The sequence below is a fragment of the Fibrobacter sp. genome, assembly GCF_045601785.1.
Lineage (GTDB): Bacteria > Fibrobacterota > Fibrobacteria > Fibrobacterales > Fibrobacteraceae > Fibrobacter.
In genome coordinates this window covers 16,058-32,519 of record NZ_JAZSAF010000010.1, presented here as the reverse complement: position 1 = coordinate 32,519, position 16,462 = coordinate 16,058, and the positions used below count along the sequence as shown (strand labels likewise).

Sequence of the window (16,462 nt, the reverse complement as noted above, 5' to 3'; positions counted from 1 at the left end):
ATAGGTTGCATATACACGAAAAGCGAAAGGCACAGCCGTACTGCGGTTCAGATCATCCAAGCGCTGCTTCACATCGGTAGCATATCCGATTTTCACATATTGAGGAAATGACGGATTAGTGAAAATGTAGATAAAGCCTTTGTTCATCTTAATATCTCTCCTTAGGAATATCATAATCAATTTATGATCTTTGCTGCATTAGCCGCCAATCCCAAAGAATTTTTCAAAGAATGCTTTCAGCTGTTCAATAATTCCTTGTTTCTTCTTTGCACGATTGCCTCCACCAAAGCGGGAAACGGGTGGCATCAGTTTATCAATATCCGTCCCGGTGGTTTTTAGTTCGCCATCTCGGAATGCATTATCGATATACTTTCTGGTTTCGGTGTCTTTCAGGTTTTCTTCCTGAATGATCCGTGCCAATTCCCTTTCCTTGTTCTCTGCTACATACCTACGCCATTCTTCCATGATATTGTCCACATCATTGATGCCATCAATAAAGGTTTCAATCAATTCCTTTTTGCTGCGCAGTTCCGGGCTGGCATCAACAGCCTTTTGAATGGAAATCAGCACTTCTTTATCCTGGCAATGAGAATCATGATACTTTTTCACCAACATCAAGATGTAGTCAATATTGATTTCAATCTGCTTGATCAGTTCAATTTCAAAGATAATATCATCCGTGATATCTTCTTTTTCGCCATCCAGCCGCTTACCACGCCATTCATCCCGCAAATCCTGATAGCGTCCCAAATAGTCCTGCAAATCCCGTTCTGAAATCAATTCCTTCCCCTTGAAATCATCAAAGGAGCAGAGCAGATTCCGCATGCGCAGGAGAGCACCAAAGAGAACGATAAAATCCTTCTGATGCTGTTCGCCAATAATCTGCGGCACAGCCAGCGGAAATTTTTCCGTCAGATCATTGATCATGTCCACATAGCCAGGATGCAGCTTGTTTTCTTCATCCGTGTAGCCATAATAATAATCCTCAAACTTGCGCATCAACACAATGCCGCTGGCATTCTTATCGCCAAACAGGGCAATGGCAGCATCCACACGCTTTTTCAGATTGCGGAAGCATACGATATTGCCAAAGGTTTTGATGCTGTTAAGGATGCGGTTGGTACGGCTGAATGCCTGGATCAGCCCATGCATTTTCAGGTTCTTATCCACCCACAGGGTATTCAGCGTGGTGGCATCAAAGCCCGTCAGGAACATATTCACCACGATCAGCAAATCCAGTTCCTTGTTTTTCATGCGCAGGGATACATCTTTGTAATAGCTTTGGAAGCGGTCACTGTCCGTAGAATAATTGGTATGGAACATTTCATTGTAATCCCGGATCGCTTCTTCCAGGAAGTCCCGGCTGCTGGCATCCAATGCGCTGGTGTCTTCGCTGTTTTCTTCGTCCAGAATGCCATCCGATTCCGCTTCATTCGCCCCATAACTGTAAATAGTGGCAATTCGCAGTTTCTTCGTAGGATCAGCCGCCATCTGCTTTTTGAATTCCTGATAATACAGCCTTGCCATCGGCACAGAAGACACACAGAAAATAGAGTTGAAGCCACTGATGCGCTGCTTTTGTTTGATTTCTTCCACTGCTCCATGGGCGGCGGACGCCACTTCAGCGATATTGGTCAGGGTATTGAAAATATAGCTTTTATCGCCGCGATAGGTTTTCTGATCGAAATGATTCAGGATATATTCCGTCACCAGCTTGATGCGCTGGGGTGCCATGAACGCTTTTTCCCGGTCAATATCCCATACTTCCTTATCATCCACATCCGGGTTATTGTCCATTGTCTTGAAATAATCAACACGGAAGGGCAACACATTCTTATCATTGATGGCATCCACAATGGTATAGGTATGCAGCTGATCGCCAAAGGTCTGTTCCGTGGTCATGAATTCAGGATTGCGGGAAGACCCAGCATTCAGTGCAAAGATAGGCGTACCCGTGAAGCCAAACAGATGGTACTTTTTGAAGCTCTTGACGATGGCCTTATGCATATCACCAAACTGGCTGCGGTGGCATTCGTCAAAGATGATCACCACATGTTTCTGATACGCTTCATGTCCGGGGTTCTTCTTGATGAAGGTAGCCAGCTTCTGAATGGTGGTGATGATGATGCGGGCATTATCATCCTCCAACTGTCGCTTCAGAATGGCAGAACTGGTGTTGCTGTTGGCAGCGCCTTTTTCAAAGCGGTCATATTCCTTCATGGTCTGATAGTCCAGATCCTTGCGGTCAACCACAAAAAGCACCTTATCGATATAAGGCAAAAGCGAAGCTTGGCGGGCTGTTTTGAAGGATGTGAGCGTCTTGCCAGAACCCGTGGTATGCCAAATATAGCCGCCGCCAGCCACATGCCCATACTTCTTATAATTGTTGGCAATTTCAATGCGGTTCAGGATGCGTTCCGTTGCCGTAATCTGATACGGACGCATCACCATCAGCATATTTTCCGATGTGAAAATGCAATACTTGGTGAGGATATTCAGAATGGTATGCCGGGCGAAGAAGGTTTTTGTGAAGTCCACCAGATCCGGAATCACCCGGTTATTGGCATCAGCCCAATAAGAAGTGAATTCAAAGCTATTGCTGGTTTTTCCCTTCTTCTGGGCAGCAGCACCAGCATCCTTGATGGCATTATTGCGGGTGCTGTTGGAATAATATTTGGTATTCGTGCCATTGGAGATCACAAAGATCTGGGCATATTCAAACAAGCCGCAGCCAGCCCAGAAAGAATCCCGCTGGTAACGGTTGATTTGGTTGAACGCTTCCCGGATGGCAACACCACGCCGCTTCAGTTCCACATGCACCAGCGGAAAGCCATTCACCAGAATGGTCACATCATAGCGGTTATCATGCTTCGCCCCTTGTGCCTGGCTGATCTGATACTGATTGATCACCTGAAGGAAATTATTGTGGATGTTCCGTTTATCAATCAGCGTGATATTCTTGGATGTGCCATCATCCCGCTTCAGCACCTGCACATTGTCTTCCTGAATCTTGCGGGTCTTTTCCACAATGCCATCATTGGCATTGGCAATGCAATCACTGAAAAAACGCTTCCATTCATTATCCGAAAACTGATAGCCGTTCAGCTTTTCCAATTGCTTGCGAAGGTTTAAAATCAGTTCCGTTTCCGTATGGAAAGAAAGGTATTCATATCCCTGCGCACAAAGCATTTCAATGAATTCCTTTTCCAGCGCCGCTTCGCTTTGATAGCCTTCCGCACGCTTCGCCGCCGATTCGTATTCCGTGACGACCGTATTTTCAGTTGTCTGGGCAACGATGTTAAAGTAAGGCATGGTGGATGCTCCTTTTCAGGTAAGCGGCTGAAAGGACAGCAGCTTATCCCTGTAATATTCGTATTGCTTCTTACGGGCTTCGATTTCGGCAGGGAGACCGCTTTGCAGGTCAGAACAGATGGCATCGAAATTGTCGAGGATGTTGACAATGCGCTGCTGGACAGCAAATGGGGGAATATCAATTGGAAATTCTGTGAATTCTTCTTTTGTGATAGTCTTAATGGTGCCGCCCCTTGCGGTTTTCTCCTTCTGTGCGAAAACCCGTTGTAATTGATATACGAAATATTTGGGATGCAATTCCTTTGAAATATCCTGAAAAATTGCAACAGTTCTGTCTATGTATGCATCAAATTGCGTGACTGCTATTCTACCAATACTTCCTTGCAAGCTAATTATAATTGATCCTTTAGGGGCAAAGACACTTTTCGGTTGGGCAACCTTTGATATCTTTCTTTTTGTATCGTCAACCAAACGCATGTCTTCGCCAATATCTGCAACTTGAACAAACGGCATAGCCCCATCGCCATCGTACCATTCTGCTTTTCCATATGGCTGAGGAAAAGAACCACGACGAAAAAGTGAAATCTCGCCAATTGTTTTAGTTATAACAGATACGTCATTCTCGAAAGTCAGCAGTTCATCACGGTAATATGCATACTGTTTCTTTCGCGCCGAAAGCTCCGCTGTAAGCTCCGCTGTAAGCTCTGTAAAGCTATCCAATATATGAGCTATTTCTTTTTGTACTTCTATGGGCGGAATTGGGATGACGACCTTTTTCATTCGTTCTTTTGAAACATTAAATCTTGTAACACCACTAGCGGTCTTTATAATTTGTTTACGAAGGTCGTTTGAACGGAAAAGATATTTAGTAAATTCAGGTTCAAAAAGTTTTTTATCGAAAAATCTAAATCCAAAAGAAAAACTGTTAAGATAAAGTTTTTCTGATGTTATATCGCATAGAACCGAGGACATACCGCACTCATCAGGAGTTTCGGATGAACCCGTAAACAGAATGTCCCCGTATTCGATGGTGTGTTGCTTTTCACCGTCCGAGATTTTCACCTTTTCGTCTGTCTTCAGGTTCAATTTCAGATTGGAATACACATTCATATAGGTAATGAATTTTGCATTACCATCTTTGAAGTCTTCTTTCGATTTGCCTGTGAGTCCACCATAAAACTCGCCAAGTTCTCCAAGAGTTCCGACTTCAACCCCATTGGGGCAATACTTCTTCAACAAATCATCTATCTTGCTCATTTGTTGCCCCCTTGTGCCTTTTCGGCCCTTTTCTTGCGAGCGCCTTCAACCCATTCATCACTTGCAATATACTCATCCATACATCTTGCGAGTTTGTCAAGGAAATTGACACACTTGACCACATTATCTTTCTTGGCAACATCTGGCACATTGTCTTCTTTCAAACGGTGTACGATTTCGCCACGGTTACGGATATAGTCATCTAGCTTCTTGCAGACTTGTTCCCTATTCATTCCGTCAAAAGACCAACGGCAGGTCACATCCTCAATGCAGAACCAGCTCTTGTAAAGGTTGCGGATGTTCTCGGTATTGGGGTTGTGAAACCGCTCCAGCATTTTTTCGTTCTTCTCTGTAGAATTAGGAGTAATCTGCTTTTGCTCAATTTCCCTTACAAGGTCTTCAATGTAGGTTTCAAATGCAGTGAAAGCCAAGGTAAAGCTGAACCGTTTCAACACATCAATATCAGGCAATTTGCCTTTATACAAGCCCTTGATTATTTCCTCATTTTCGCTTGAGTTGTGGCAATCGTAAATCGCCAACATATTCCTAGCATCTTCAATGCCGTTGGAGAATTTCTCTAATGACTTGCTCATATCACTTCTCCAAATCGGCTATAATCTTGTCTATCGCCTTGCGAAGAGCATCCTCTTTCTTGACGATTTCCGCAAGTTCCCTGTTAAGCTGAACAATGTCAACCTTTTCGCGAGAGTCCTTTTGCTCAACGTATGTAGAGACAGAAAGGTTGTAATCCTGTTCCACAACATCGTCGATTGTGACCAGCTTCGCGGAGTGTTTCTTGTTCTTGCGGTCTGCCCAGCATCCAATGATGTTTTCGATGTTGTCGTCAGTGAGCTTATTAGAATTTGTCACCTTGACGCATTCGTTGCTTGCGTCCAAGAAAAGGATTTTGTTGTCAGTCTTGTTCTTCTTAAGAACCATGACGCAAGTGGCAATAGATGTTCCGAAGAAAAGGTTGTCAGGCAACTGGATAATGCAATCGACAAAGTTATTGTCAACGAGATATTGACGAATTTTCTGTTCTGCTCCGCCACGGTACATGATGCCAGGGAAGCACACCACGGCTGCGGTCCCGTCGGTGGAGAGCCACTTGAGGATGTGCATCACGAAAGCGAGGTCAGCTTTTGACTTAGGCGCCAAGACACCTGCTGGCGCATAACGCGGGTCGTTTATCAGAGTCGCATCGCTATCTCCAGCCCACTTGATGGAATATGGTGGATTGGAAACGATTGCTTCAAAAGGCTCATCGTCCCAGTGTTTTGGGTCAACTAGCGTGTCACCAAGAGCAATGTCGAATTTCTCATAGCCCACATCATGCAAGAACATGTTGATGCGGCAAAGGTTGTATGTCGTGAGGTTGATTTCCTGTCCAAAGAAGCCTTTACGCACTCCGTTGGGGCCTAGAACTTTACGGGCTTTCAACAGCAAGGAACCTGAACCGCTTGCAGGGTCGTAAATTTTTTTGATGTTCTTTTTGCCGTAAACAGCGATGCGTACCAGCAGTTCGGAAACTTCCTGCGGTGTGAAAAACTCACCGCCTGATTTTCCTGCATTGCTTGCGTACATGGACATTAGAAATTCATAAGCGTCACCGAATGCGTCGATAGTGTTGTCCTGGTAACTGCCCAGTTTCATTTCGGCAACGCCCTTCATCAGCTTCACCAGCTTATCGCATTTTTGTGCGACCGTTTTTCCGAGCTTGTTGCTGTTCACATCGAAGTCGTCGAAAAGCCCAGCAAAGTCTTCTTCGGAGTCTGTACCCTTAGCGGATTCTTCTACGTAGGTGAACACGCTTTCTAAGGTCATGTTCAGATTCTCGTCGTCTTCAGCCTTTTTCAGCACGTTGCAAAAGAGATGGCTAGGCAGCATGAAGAAGCCTTTTTCCTGGACCATCTGGTCTTTGGCCTGTTTCGCTTCTTTGTCGCTCAAGTCGGCGTAATTGAAATCCTTATCACCCGTTTCTCTTTCCGATTGATTGATGTAGTTCGTCAAGTTTTCAGAAATATATCGGTAAAAGAGCATCCCAAGCACATACTGCTTGAAGTCCCATCCGTCGATTGAACCGCGAAGGTCATTGGCAATGTTCCAGATAGCGCGGTGCAGCTCAGCCCGTTCCTGCTCTTTCTTGTTGTCAGCCATTTTGAGAATCCCTTGAAGTGCCTTTGTTTTTTTGGAAATATAAACAAATCGGACTGTCACAAATTGCCAAAGAATCGGCAAATCGCTGAATTTTGTAAAATTTCGCCAAAAAATGTACTTTTTTTGAGGAATTTGTGTATAATTCGGGCGAGGTGTATATGGACGCCTGGCAAGAGAACACCCCCTTTTGCCAGGCGGATCTTGTTTTGGGGAAAGCGTTAGAAGCGAAGGAAAAATATGGAACAAGAAAATCCAGAGGAAATAATGAAATTTTTGAGAGAGTTTATTTCATTTGAAAATGAGGGTGAAATGTCTTTCCCAGAAATAAGAAATGTTGTTGATTCTATAATTCCGATTTTCTATAAAATATGCCCCTCGATTAGATATAAACTAAAAGAGGCTGAAGAAATGCAAAACTTTAAGCAAACTATCCATTATGTTTGTGATGGATGCGGAATACATAATGTTGCAGAAATTTCATGGGAAGAAGATAAAGACGAACGCTATATAAGCGTTTATGAAACCTTTCTCCCTTTACTCTGGAGTTTATGTTATTTCGTACTTTATACATATGATAATTGCTATGCAATTAAAACTCAATCAGATGATTTTGATGGAAAGCTAAATTTTGATGAGCCTGGTGCAAAATTGGCATTGAAACTTTGGAATTTTGGAAGAAATTTGAAGGAAATCGTAAAAAAATGGCCGGAGGATTGTGCGAAACCGGAAGATGAAAGTGCGATTGTGCTTCAAGCCAACGCTTTATTCTGCTATGGGATGTGTTTTATACTTTATCACGAAGTTGGACATCTTTTGCTTTGGCATTTGAACAGCGCCCCTTCTATTCAACAGGAAAAAGATGCCGATGATTTTGCTATAGAAAAGAGCCTTGCATATCAGTTTGATATACCGCAGGAATTAGAGACTGCAAAGAATGGCATGGTACTTGCCTTAATTTCGTTGTGTTTATTAGATTCCTTAGCAGGGAGGGATGATGTAATTCATCCAAATACAGAAGATAGATTGCTTAATGCGTTGAATAAAATGCAATTAGCAGATGAGAGCATTACATGGATGATTGCCGCTTATGGTATTTTAATTTGGTTTAATGAATTTAAATTTGAGGAAATTTTTGAAAAGGAATATGACACGCCAAAATCATATTTTGACGCCGTGATAAAAAGATTTAAGCAAGAATTAGATGGATGATTCTCCTTTAATTCTGTATTTCTTCAAAACCTTATCAATTTCCTCTACAATGGGCTGGGCGTTCACGCGCTTGGCCTTTTTTAGTCCGCGATTTCCCGGGTTTTAGGGGTCGGACCCCTAGGAGAAGGGGTAGCGAGCAACAAAGTGCGAGCGAGGGGAAGACTTTCCCCTCCCCTCCATGGCCTTATTGGCAAGCTTTGCAAGGGAACGTCAAAGCAGGGTGTTTTCCGTCAAATTATTTCCCGCTGGACGCCTTATCGACAAACAGCACGCGGGCGTTGCCTTCAAGAATCATGTCGTAATAGGGCGCAAGGTCGGCCTCTTTTTTCAGGTAGGCCTTGAGCCGTTCGATGCTCGCGGTAAGCACCTTGGGCGCCACGTAGGGGTAATCGGAGCCGTAAAGCAAGTGGTCGGGCGTGGTGATGGTAAGCATCATGCGGATGGTCTCCGCGGAATGCGCTCCGGCAAGGTCGTAATAGAGCGATGCCAGGTTCTTTTCCCAGTCGATTTTCCCGATGAGCTTGTTTTGCTGCATCACGGGTATCAGCGACTTCATGCGGGGCAACGCGAGCGGGAGGTATGCACCGCAATGGGGCACCACCACTTTCACGTTCGGGTAGTGGGCCAGCACATTCCTGGAAATCATGTTGGTGACGGCACGGGTGGTTTCGGAAAGGTATTCCTGCATGGCCAGCGGGGTCTGCTTCATCACGTCCTTGTTGACGGGCTCCGGCCTGTGCGGGTGCAGAATCACGACGGCGTGCTTTTTGTCCAGATAGTCAAACAGGGGGTCCAGTTCGGGCGCGCCCAGGTACTGCCCCTTTACGTTGGTCGCAAGCTTGATGCAGTCGGCCTTGAGCGTATCGAGGGCGTAAGCTGCTTCGGCGAAGGACTTTTTCACGTCGGGCAGCGGGAGTGCCGCGCAGTACATGAACCGGCCGGGGTGTTGCTTTTTCAAGGATGCACCGACCTCGTTCACCTTGCGGATGATGGAGGCGCTTTCGTTTGCATCGCCGAAATAGGGCTGCGGGGCAGCCAGCGTCAAAACAGAGGTTTGCACCTGAGCCTCGTCCATCCATTTCAGATGGGCGCTCACGTCCCACTTGGGGAGCGGAAAACCTTCGTCCAGCAGAGCGTTATGCTTTTGCAAATTGGCCAAATAATCCGCAGGAATCACGTGGGAATGAACGTCGATGGCACCGCCGGCAAAGGCAGCCGCGGTCAGGAATGCGGTCAAAACAACGCTTGCAGTTAAGTAATTCTTAAAATTCATGGCAATCCCGATGATGGTCGACTATGGGTTACGGGTGCAGAACGTCTTCCAGCCATTCTTCGATTTCATCGGACTACTTCCTGATGAACTTTTCGTCGGTCTTGGGCATGGTGTTGTCAGGCGTGTAGCGTTCGACAGTCATTTTCAAGTCGTACTTGTCGCGGAGTTTCGCAATCGTCTTCATCATTGGCGAAGCGTGGTGCACGTCGATGGCGGCCTGGCTTTCCCACGCGTCAATCAGCAAGATGGTTTCGGGATCGTCCAGCGACTGGAAATATTCGTAGCGGATGTTGCCCTTCTCGGCACGGATTTTCGCCACCGTCCCGCTAGAGACCATCTCTTCGGCGAATTTCTTTGCCGCCCCGTTCTTACCCGTATAGCGCAGGTTTACCGTAATGTTGCTCATGGCACTCTCCGCAAACACGCTCGCAGCGAGCGCAAGGATTGAAAATAGCGTTAAAAACTTGAGTTTCATTTTGCCACTCCGAAATGCTTTGCATATAATATAAATATTTTCGGAGTATGCACAAAATGCTTAATTTTCATGCTCAGTATGCGTGTGACGCATAGTGGAAACTTAAATTCTCACGCTGAGCACGGCGCCTTTGGTATCGCTGTAAAATAGCGGGGCGATGGTGACCTTGGGCGGGGTCTGCTTTTCGCCGACCTTTTCCTTGTAAAACACGCTGCCGATGTACCAGCCGATGGAGGCCCCCATTAGGGTGCCCGCGACGGCGTCGGAGAACCAGTGGGCCTCCCCTTTTGCGCCGAGCACCATGCTTGTCGCGATGTAGCCTGCATACAGGGCGCAGCCCGCCACGACGAGGGGCTTGTCGCGGTTGTAGCTTGCGATGCTCATGGCCATGGCCGCGTTGGTCATGGAATGCCCCGAGGGCCAGCCGTAAAATACTCCTCGCCTAAAAAATCCCCATTTGAAATCGCGGGAACGCTCGCCGCTGTTGAGTTCCGCGTCAGGGTGCTCGCGGGCCGAAATAGCCTTGAGAATATTGTTGTAGAGGAACGCCACGGCAGTAGCCTGCACGGCGACGGCACCAGTGTTGTTCAACGCACGGTTGTCGCTGATAAAGTACATGTAGCCGGGAACGAGTATCGGAAAGAACGTCCCCATCATCATGCCGGGAGTGAACGCGATGCCGTAAACAAGTTGGTCCTGACGGGCCGCAAAACGGGCCACCATCAAGTCGTTATTTTCCATCGAGAACTTGTACGTAAGCGCTCCGCCGAGCATGTGGAACCCGAGCGGCCAGCCGAACGCACTCAGCAACATGTTATGGCCCAGGTGATCGAACGGAGAAAGCTTGGGCACGTTATCAACACTCACCGAGGTTACGGAATCTGCGGTCTGTTCAGTCGCAACGATTGCAGTCACTTCGGCTAGCTCAGTGACCTTACTGGTTGGTGAGCCTGTCGAACCATCGGCATGCGCGAAACTTGCGAATGCCGTGAACAGCACAAGCACCAATATCTTTTTAAATGTCGCTATATTCCGTAAATACATCCTTATAAAATATACAAACTAAATAATCAGGAACTTATAGAAAGATTGTAACCGATCCCAAGAACGATGATTGCCGCTGTAACCGTTCCGAAAAAGACAAATATCAGCTTAAGTGTCATGACCTTTTTTAAAAGCATGGCTTCGGGGAGCGAGAGTCCCACAACGGCCATCATAAAGGCAAGCGCCGTGCCAAGAGCGACACCCTTTTGAACAAGAACCTCGACAATGGGAATAACTCCAGCTGCATTTGCGTACATGGGAACAGCAAGAATTACCGCCAGGGGAACGGCAAACCATTTGTCTTTTGACAGGTATTCTCCAAAAAATCCCGAAGGAACATAACCGTGCATTACAGCGCCGATCGCAATGCCTGCAAGCACATAGGGCAAAACCGAACGCGTTACACCAAGGGCATCCCTTGCTACTTGGGGTATTTTCTGCAGTACTTGAACGAATCTTTGCTTAAGGCTACATGGCTTTGCATCGTTGTTGACGGATTCGTTTGTCCGCTGCAAATTTTTCACCCAATCGCTTAGAAATCTTTCCAGCTTGAACCGTTCCAGGAACATCCCTAAAAATGTTCCAAGAAACACGCCGGAACTTACATAAATCACAGTCACTTTCAATCCGAATGTTCCCGCAAGCATAGCAACAGCGACCTCGTTTACAAGTGGCGATGTTATAAGAAAACTGAACGTGACGCCAAGGGGGATGCCGCCCCTGACAAAACCGATGAACAGGGGAATACTGGAACATGAGCAGAAAGGGGTAATCGCTCCGAAGATTGCGGCGAGGAAATATTGGACTCCGTACAAACGATGCGACGACAAAAAATTGCGAATCGCCTCAATCGGGAAAAATGTATTCAGCAGCCCCATCAGGAAACTAATAAAAAGCAATATCAGGATAATTTTGAGGCTGTCGTAAACGAAGAAATTTATCGTCGAGCCCAAAGGAGACGAGCCATCCAATCCAATGATGTTGTAAACAAGATTATCGGCGAATGATTGTATCATAGAAAGCCCTTACTGCCGTGTCTATTTCATCCCTTACACGACGAAATTCCTGCAGAATTTCGGTTTCAGTCCCTCTGAACGCGTCAGGATCATCAAAGCCAAGATGAATTTTGTTCTTGACACCCCCAAAAAAAATCGGACAACTTTCTTTCGCCTTGTCGCAGACGGTGACAACGTAGTCCCACGATGTATCAAGGTACTGCGATACATTTTTTGGCTTATTAAGGGAAATGTTAACCCCTCGTTCCTTCATCACTTCGATTGCAGTCGGATGCACGTTCTTTGCCGGAAACGTTCCTGCAGAACATACGGTCAACGACGAATCCAGAGCCTTGAGAAATCCTTCGGCCATTTGGCTACGGCACCTGTTGCCTGTACAAAGAAAGAGTATCTTCATATTTCACCTTTGATAAGTTCTTTTATTTTATCTTCGCTAATTTTACCTGTGGACACAAGCCGTTCATCGACAACAAGCGCGGGTAAAGTCATGACATTGTACGGAAGCATTTGGACAACATCGTCAATGCGGGAAACTGAAGCTTCTAGGCCCGATTCCTTAACGATTTTTTCAACAGATTCGGCGAAAGCAATGTTGCAGCCACACTGGCTCATGAGTATTTTTATGTTTTTCATTTTTTCCTCTTTTTTGTTTGTAGTTCGTAGAATAACGAACATATGTGACAAAATTTTTTAGCAATCGCATTTCCTATTGCAAAAATCTTTATTGAAGAAATCACTAAACAATGCCTGGGCCTTTTTCCAGTTCTTTTTGTTTATGCAGTACTTGACCTTGGGCGTTTCGATTTCACCCTGAATCAAACCGGCCTCTTTTAGTTCCTTTAAATGCTGGCTAACCGTGGCCTTCGCAATGGGCAATTCTTCGTGGATATCGCCAAAATAACAGGTATTGCGCTTGGCCAAGAACTGCATGATACTTATGCGTGCGGGATGCGCCAAAGCCTTGGCATACCTCGCCAAGGTCTCGGTTTCTTCACAGTATTTGCTTTTTTTTGCCATTTCGGTTCCTGTTCGTTGTTCGTAAATATACAAACATTATTTTTGAAAAGCAAGAGAATAATTGTATTTTTCTTGAGGTGACAAGAAAACGTTTATTCCACCGAGAATGTCGCCTTTACGTTCCCTTTTCCGAGGATCTGCTGGAGGCGTTTCTTGTTTACGTTGTCGATACGTGCGAGGCGCGTGAAGTTCCAGGAATTCTTGTCGTAGTAAATGGTGATGGAATTGCCCTGGTAGAGGATGATGTCGCCTGCGTCTGTGTCGATTTGCTTGTCGTTACGCGGGAAACTGCGCGGCAGGTCGGCCACCTTCTCGAAACTGCCGTAGTCGTGCATGTCGAGCGTGAGGTCGCCTTGCGCAAGGAATTCGACGAAGGCCTTGGCGGAGGAATTTTCTTCGAGCGTTGCCGTGAAGGTGGTGTCGTTCACATGGATCTTGAGTTTCACGGGGGCCTCCCCCACTTTTGTTGTTGAACTGGCGGACGATTTCGGCGTCTGAGTTTCAGGCTGCGTCGAATGGCTCGCAGCATCGCTGCAGGCCACGAGAAAGAACAACGCTACAAGGACAAAGTTTCGCATATACACAATATAAATAATTGTGCTTGCATTTCGATAACGAAGAATTAAATATGTTTAATGTAAGAATCGTAATTGCTATTTTTAGAGCAAGTCCAACAACCCCTTTACGAGGCTTATGACTACAATTCTCGGAATGGTTTTCAATATTCTTGGAAGCCTTTGCGTCCTTCTTTTCGGGATGAAACTCCTTAGCGACGGCATTCAGAAATCCGCCGGCGAAAAACTGCAAAAAGCACTCTCCTTCATGACCCGCAACCGATTCTTCGGTCTGTTTACCGGTTGCGCCCTGACCATGCTCATCCAGTCGTCGGGCGCGACGACAGTGATGGTGGTCTCCTTCGTGAATGCGAGCCTGCTCACCCTAGAACAGTCCGTGGCGGTCATTTTCGGCGCAAACATCGGTACCACGATTACCGCCTGGATTGTGGCCCTGTTCGGGTTCGATTTCAAGATTTCCGCCCTGGCAGTGCCGATTTTCGGCATCGGCTACCTGCTGACTGTGCTCAAGAAATTCAGGAAAGAAAACCTCGGGCATGCCGTCATGGGATTTTCCCTGATGTTTGTTGCGCTGGGGTGGCTTTCCGAAGCGGTTTCGCTGAACGCGGAAAACATGTCCTTCCTGGGGCGAGTCCAGGATTTGGGATTCTGGAGTTTCCCCATCGCGGTCGCTATCGGCATCGCCGTAACGGCGCTCATCCATTCGTCTTCCGCCATGACGGCAATCGTCATCACCATGGCGTACAACGGTCTTTTGACCTGGGAATTTTCTGCAGCCCTTGTCATCGGGAGCAACATCGGCTCCACGGTGGATTCCATCATGGCGGCCTTCGGTTCTAAGGACAACGCGCGTCGCACGGCCCTGGTCCACGTGATTTTCAATAGCGTCACGGCCATACTCGCCCTGATATTCCTGAAACAACTCACCATAATCGTCGACTTTATTACTCCGGGTCGTGCCGAAGTTGCCATCACCTACCACATCGCCATGCTCCATACGATTTTCAACGTGGCCGGAACGCTCCTGTTCCTCCCCTTCACGACGCAGGTGGCAAGGCTTACGAAAAAAATCATCAAGGATTCCCCCGAAGATATCCCCGCCGTTTACACCTTCCCGTTCCCGGATCTCGCCGCCCACGAATCGGCGACCATCCCGCTGGTTTCGGTGCGAAAGGAAATCCAGAACATGGCCGACAACACAGTGGAAATGTTCACCCGCATCCAGAACGGCCTTGCCGGAGACCCGAAGGAATTTGTCGCAAACCACTACGACTGGCTAGAAAAGGAAGAAGGCTACCTGGACCAGATGCAGGAGCAGTTGACATCGTACCTTTTGAAGTGCCAAAAACTGAACCTGCTTGAATTCCAGATGAACGACATCAACTCCATGCTCTCCATTGTCACGGAACTGGAAGCCCTCTCGGACGAGTGCCTTACCGTGGCGCTGTTCATCAAGCGCGTGGCCGAAAAGAATTTGTCTATACTCCCCGAAGACAGGGAACGGCTTTTCCCCTACATCGGGCTTGTACAGCAGTTGCTGAACCTTGTGCACAGCCACCTGGGCACGATGGACGGCGAACTTTCTGCCGAACAGTTTGCCACGGCCCGAGACCTGGAAGAGCGCATCGACAACGAACGGACAGCGCTCAAGAAGGTGGCCCGCAAACGACTCGAAGAAGGGAACAACGTCAAGGCGGAACTCCTTTACATCGACATCGTACGGAAAATCGAAAAGATGGGCGACAGCTGCTTTACCATGGCAAGGCTCATGGGAGAGCGCCGAGCGTAAAAAATTATCGCCCAGACCTTATTACTAATACCGATCCAAGCGTCAACACCGCGCCCACAAGAAGCACGATTGATGCACTTGTGGCAATGTCCCCCATGCCCACCAGCGGAGAGACGATTCCGCCCATCAAGAAGCCCGATGCCCCGATGGCCGCGGCTGCGGTGCCTGCATTTGCGCGTTCCGCATTCAAAGCTAATGCGTTTGCCGGGGGCTGACTCATGCCGAACATGAACGTAAGCCCCATGAAGGCGACCTGCAGAAGCGGGAGAACCGCATGCATCATGAGGGCGGCAGCAACGGCAATCGCGAAAACGAGCATCCCCGCGCCTGCGATTTTCAGGGCCTTGAATTCGCTGCCGACTTTACCCGACAACGCGCAACCGATGGCCGTGAAAACGGCATTCAGCGCAAAGCAGAGGCTGAAGCCCACAGGCGAAAGTCCGTAGATTTTCTGGTAAATGAACGGCGACGACGCGATATACCCGAACAAGATGACCATTGGGAACGTGCATACCAAGAAATATGAAACGTAGGTGCGGTTCTTGAATACCTTTATGTACAAGCTAAAGCTTGCCAAGACAGACTTTTTGCTGCGGCGTTTTACAGGGAGCGATTCCTGGAATTTCCCTGACATAAAGAGCAGCAATGCACCGTACAGAAGCAACACCGCAAAAGTTCCCTTCCAGCTCATGAAATTCAGCAAGAATCCGCCTAGCACCGGGGCTACAATCGGGGCGACTCCGTTCACAGCGCTCACCATCGCAAGGAACTTGGTTAGCACTGGACCACGGTAGGAATCCGCCGAAATGGAACGGGCAATCACGATGCCGCCGGACGCCGCCATGCCCTGCAGCAGGCGGAACACATTGAAAGTTACGATGTTCGGCGCGACAATGCAGGCGACAGTCCCGCAAACAAAAAGCAACGGACAAACTAGCAACAACTTTTTGCGGCCGTACTTGTCGCTCAGCGGGCCTACAAAGAGCTGCCCCACCGAAAGTCCGAGCATGCTCATGGTGAGGCTCAGCTGTGCCATCGAGGGGCTTGCCGCAAAGTAGTCGGCCAGGCTCGGGAGGGCCGGCAAGTAAAGGTCCGTCACGAAGGGACCGAACGCCGAAAGCAAGCCTAGCAACAGCATAAGGAAAGTGAATTTCTGTTTTCCGCTCATATATTCCTCTTGGCGAAGCTGCATAGAATCGCCATAAAAAAAAGCCCGCAAAGCCTTACAACTGGACTTATGCGGGACCGCTACACGTTGATTTCGCAAGCGAATTTAGGAAAAAATTTTTCCGTTGGCAAGTTCTTGACAAAGCCAAAAAAAATTTTTATTTATGGGCA

16 protein-coding genes are annotated in these 16,462 nt (G+C 47.4%); 2 read left to right on the top strand and 14 right to left on the bottom strand.

Translation table 11 applies throughout. From position 1 onward, the window contains the following. From ACKI61_RS02025 to ACKI61_RS02005, 5 genes are all read right to left on the bottom strand, one after another. Positions 1-147 (bottom strand): GIY-YIG nuclease family protein (locus ACKI61_RS02025; protein WP_407456142.1); only part of this gene is annotated, 147 nt, incomplete at its 3' end. A 51-nt stretch (positions 148-198) separates the two neighbouring features. Further along, entirely contained in the window at positions 199-3,312 is a 3,114-nt protein-coding gene (locus tag ACKI61_RS02020; RefSeq protein ID WP_407456140.1) for a type I restriction endonuclease subunit R, read from the bottom strand. A 15-nt stretch (positions 3,313-3,327) separates the two neighbouring features. After that, complete coding sequence (locus tag ACKI61_RS02015) at positions 3,328-4,569, bottom strand: restriction endonuclease subunit S (protein ID WP_407456139.1); 1,242 nt, start codon at positions 4,567-4,569, stop codon at positions 3,328-3,330. Next, positions 4,566-5,162, bottom strand: coding sequence for a HEPN domain-containing protein (locus ACKI61_RS02010; protein ID WP_407456138.1), 597 nt, complete (start codon positions 5,160-5,162; stop codon positions 4,566-4,568). The genes ACKI61_RS02015 and ACKI61_RS02010 overlap by 4 nt, the downstream gene beginning before the upstream one ends. Before the next feature lies 1 nt (position 5,163). After that, positions 5,164-6,726, bottom strand: a complete 1,563-nt coding sequence (locus ACKI61_RS02005) for a type I restriction-modification system subunit M (protein ID WP_407456137.1) — start codon at positions 6,724-6,726, stop codon at positions 5,164-5,166. A 237-nt stretch (positions 6,727-6,963) separates the two neighbouring features. Here ACKI61_RS02005 and ACKI61_RS02000 point away from each other — a divergent pair, with 237 nt between their 5' ends. After that, a complete protein-coding gene (locus tag ACKI61_RS02000) occupies positions 6,964-7,935 on the top strand; it encodes a phage exclusion protein Lit family protein (RefSeq protein ID WP_407456136.1) in 972 nt (323 codons plus the stop codon). Between the two features lie 235 nt (positions 7,936-8,170). On the opposite strand, the gene ACKI61_RS01995 is transcribed toward ACKI61_RS02000, so the two are convergent. The 8 genes from ACKI61_RS01995 to ACKI61_RS01960 all read right to left on the bottom strand — a co-directional run bounded on the left by ACKI61_RS01995 (position 8,171) and on the right by ACKI61_RS01960 (position 13,338). After that, positions 8,171-9,208 (bottom strand): amidohydrolase family protein, encoded by a 1,038-nt coding sequence (locus ACKI61_RS01995; protein WP_407456135.1) that lies wholly within the window; start codon positions 9,206-9,208, stop codon positions 8,171-8,173. 73 nt (positions 9,209-9,281) lie between these two features. Next, a complete protein-coding gene (locus ACKI61_RS01990; RefSeq protein WP_072980505.1) occupies positions 9,282-9,614 on the bottom strand; it encodes a putative quinol monooxygenase in 333 nt (110 codons plus the stop codon). A gap of 171 nt (positions 9,615-9,785) precedes the next feature. Further along, positions 9,786-10,682 carry a phosphatase PAP2 family protein gene (locus ACKI61_RS01985; protein ID WP_407456134.1) on the bottom strand — a complete coding sequence of 299 codons (897 nt, stop codon included), beginning with the start codon at positions 10,680-10,682 and terminating at the stop codon, positions 9,786-9,788. A 71-nt stretch (positions 10,683-10,753) separates the two neighbouring features. Next, a complete protein-coding gene (locus tag ACKI61_RS01980) occupies positions 10,754-11,743 on the bottom strand; it encodes a permease (RefSeq protein ID WP_407456133.1) in 990 nt (329 codons plus the stop codon). After that, positions 11,721-12,140, bottom strand: coding sequence for an arsenate reductase ArsC (locus ACKI61_RS01975; protein WP_407456132.1), 420 nt, complete (start codon positions 12,138-12,140; stop codon positions 11,721-11,723). The genes ACKI61_RS01980 and ACKI61_RS01975 overlap by 23 nt, the downstream gene beginning before the upstream one ends. Then, positions 12,137-12,376 carry a thioredoxin family protein gene (locus tag ACKI61_RS01970; RefSeq protein ID WP_072813020.1) on the bottom strand — a complete coding sequence of 80 codons (240 nt, stop codon included), beginning with the start codon at positions 12,374-12,376 and terminating at the stop codon, positions 12,137-12,139. Before ACKI61_RS01970 ends, ACKI61_RS01975 begins: the two co-directional genes overlap by 4 nt. Positions 12,377-12,433: 57 nt before the next feature. Further along, entirely contained in the window at positions 12,434-12,760 is a 327-nt protein-coding gene (locus tag ACKI61_RS01965) for an ArsR/SmtB family transcription factor (RefSeq protein ID WP_407456131.1), read from the bottom strand. Positions 12,761-12,852: 92 nt separating this feature from the next. Continuing rightward, complete coding sequence (locus ACKI61_RS01960) at positions 12,853-13,338, bottom strand: cyclophilin-like fold protein (RefSeq protein ID WP_407456130.1); 486 nt, start codon at positions 13,336-13,338, stop codon at positions 12,853-12,855. 115 nt (positions 13,339-13,453) lie between these two features. Here ACKI61_RS01960 and ACKI61_RS01955 point away from each other — a divergent pair, with 115 nt between their 5' ends. Beyond that, positions 13,454-15,124 carry a Na/Pi cotransporter family protein gene (locus ACKI61_RS01955; protein WP_407456129.1) on the top strand — a complete coding sequence of 557 codons (1,671 nt, stop codon included), beginning with the start codon at positions 13,454-13,456 and terminating at the stop codon, positions 15,122-15,124. A gap of 4 nt (positions 15,125-15,128) precedes the next feature. Here the strand turns inward: ACKI61_RS01955 and ACKI61_RS01950 are convergent, their stop codons facing one another. Then, a complete protein-coding gene (locus tag ACKI61_RS01950; protein WP_407456128.1) occupies positions 15,129-16,292 on the bottom strand; it encodes a multidrug effflux MFS transporter in 1,164 nt (387 codons plus the stop codon). Positions 16,293-16,462 lie beyond the last annotated feature (170 nt).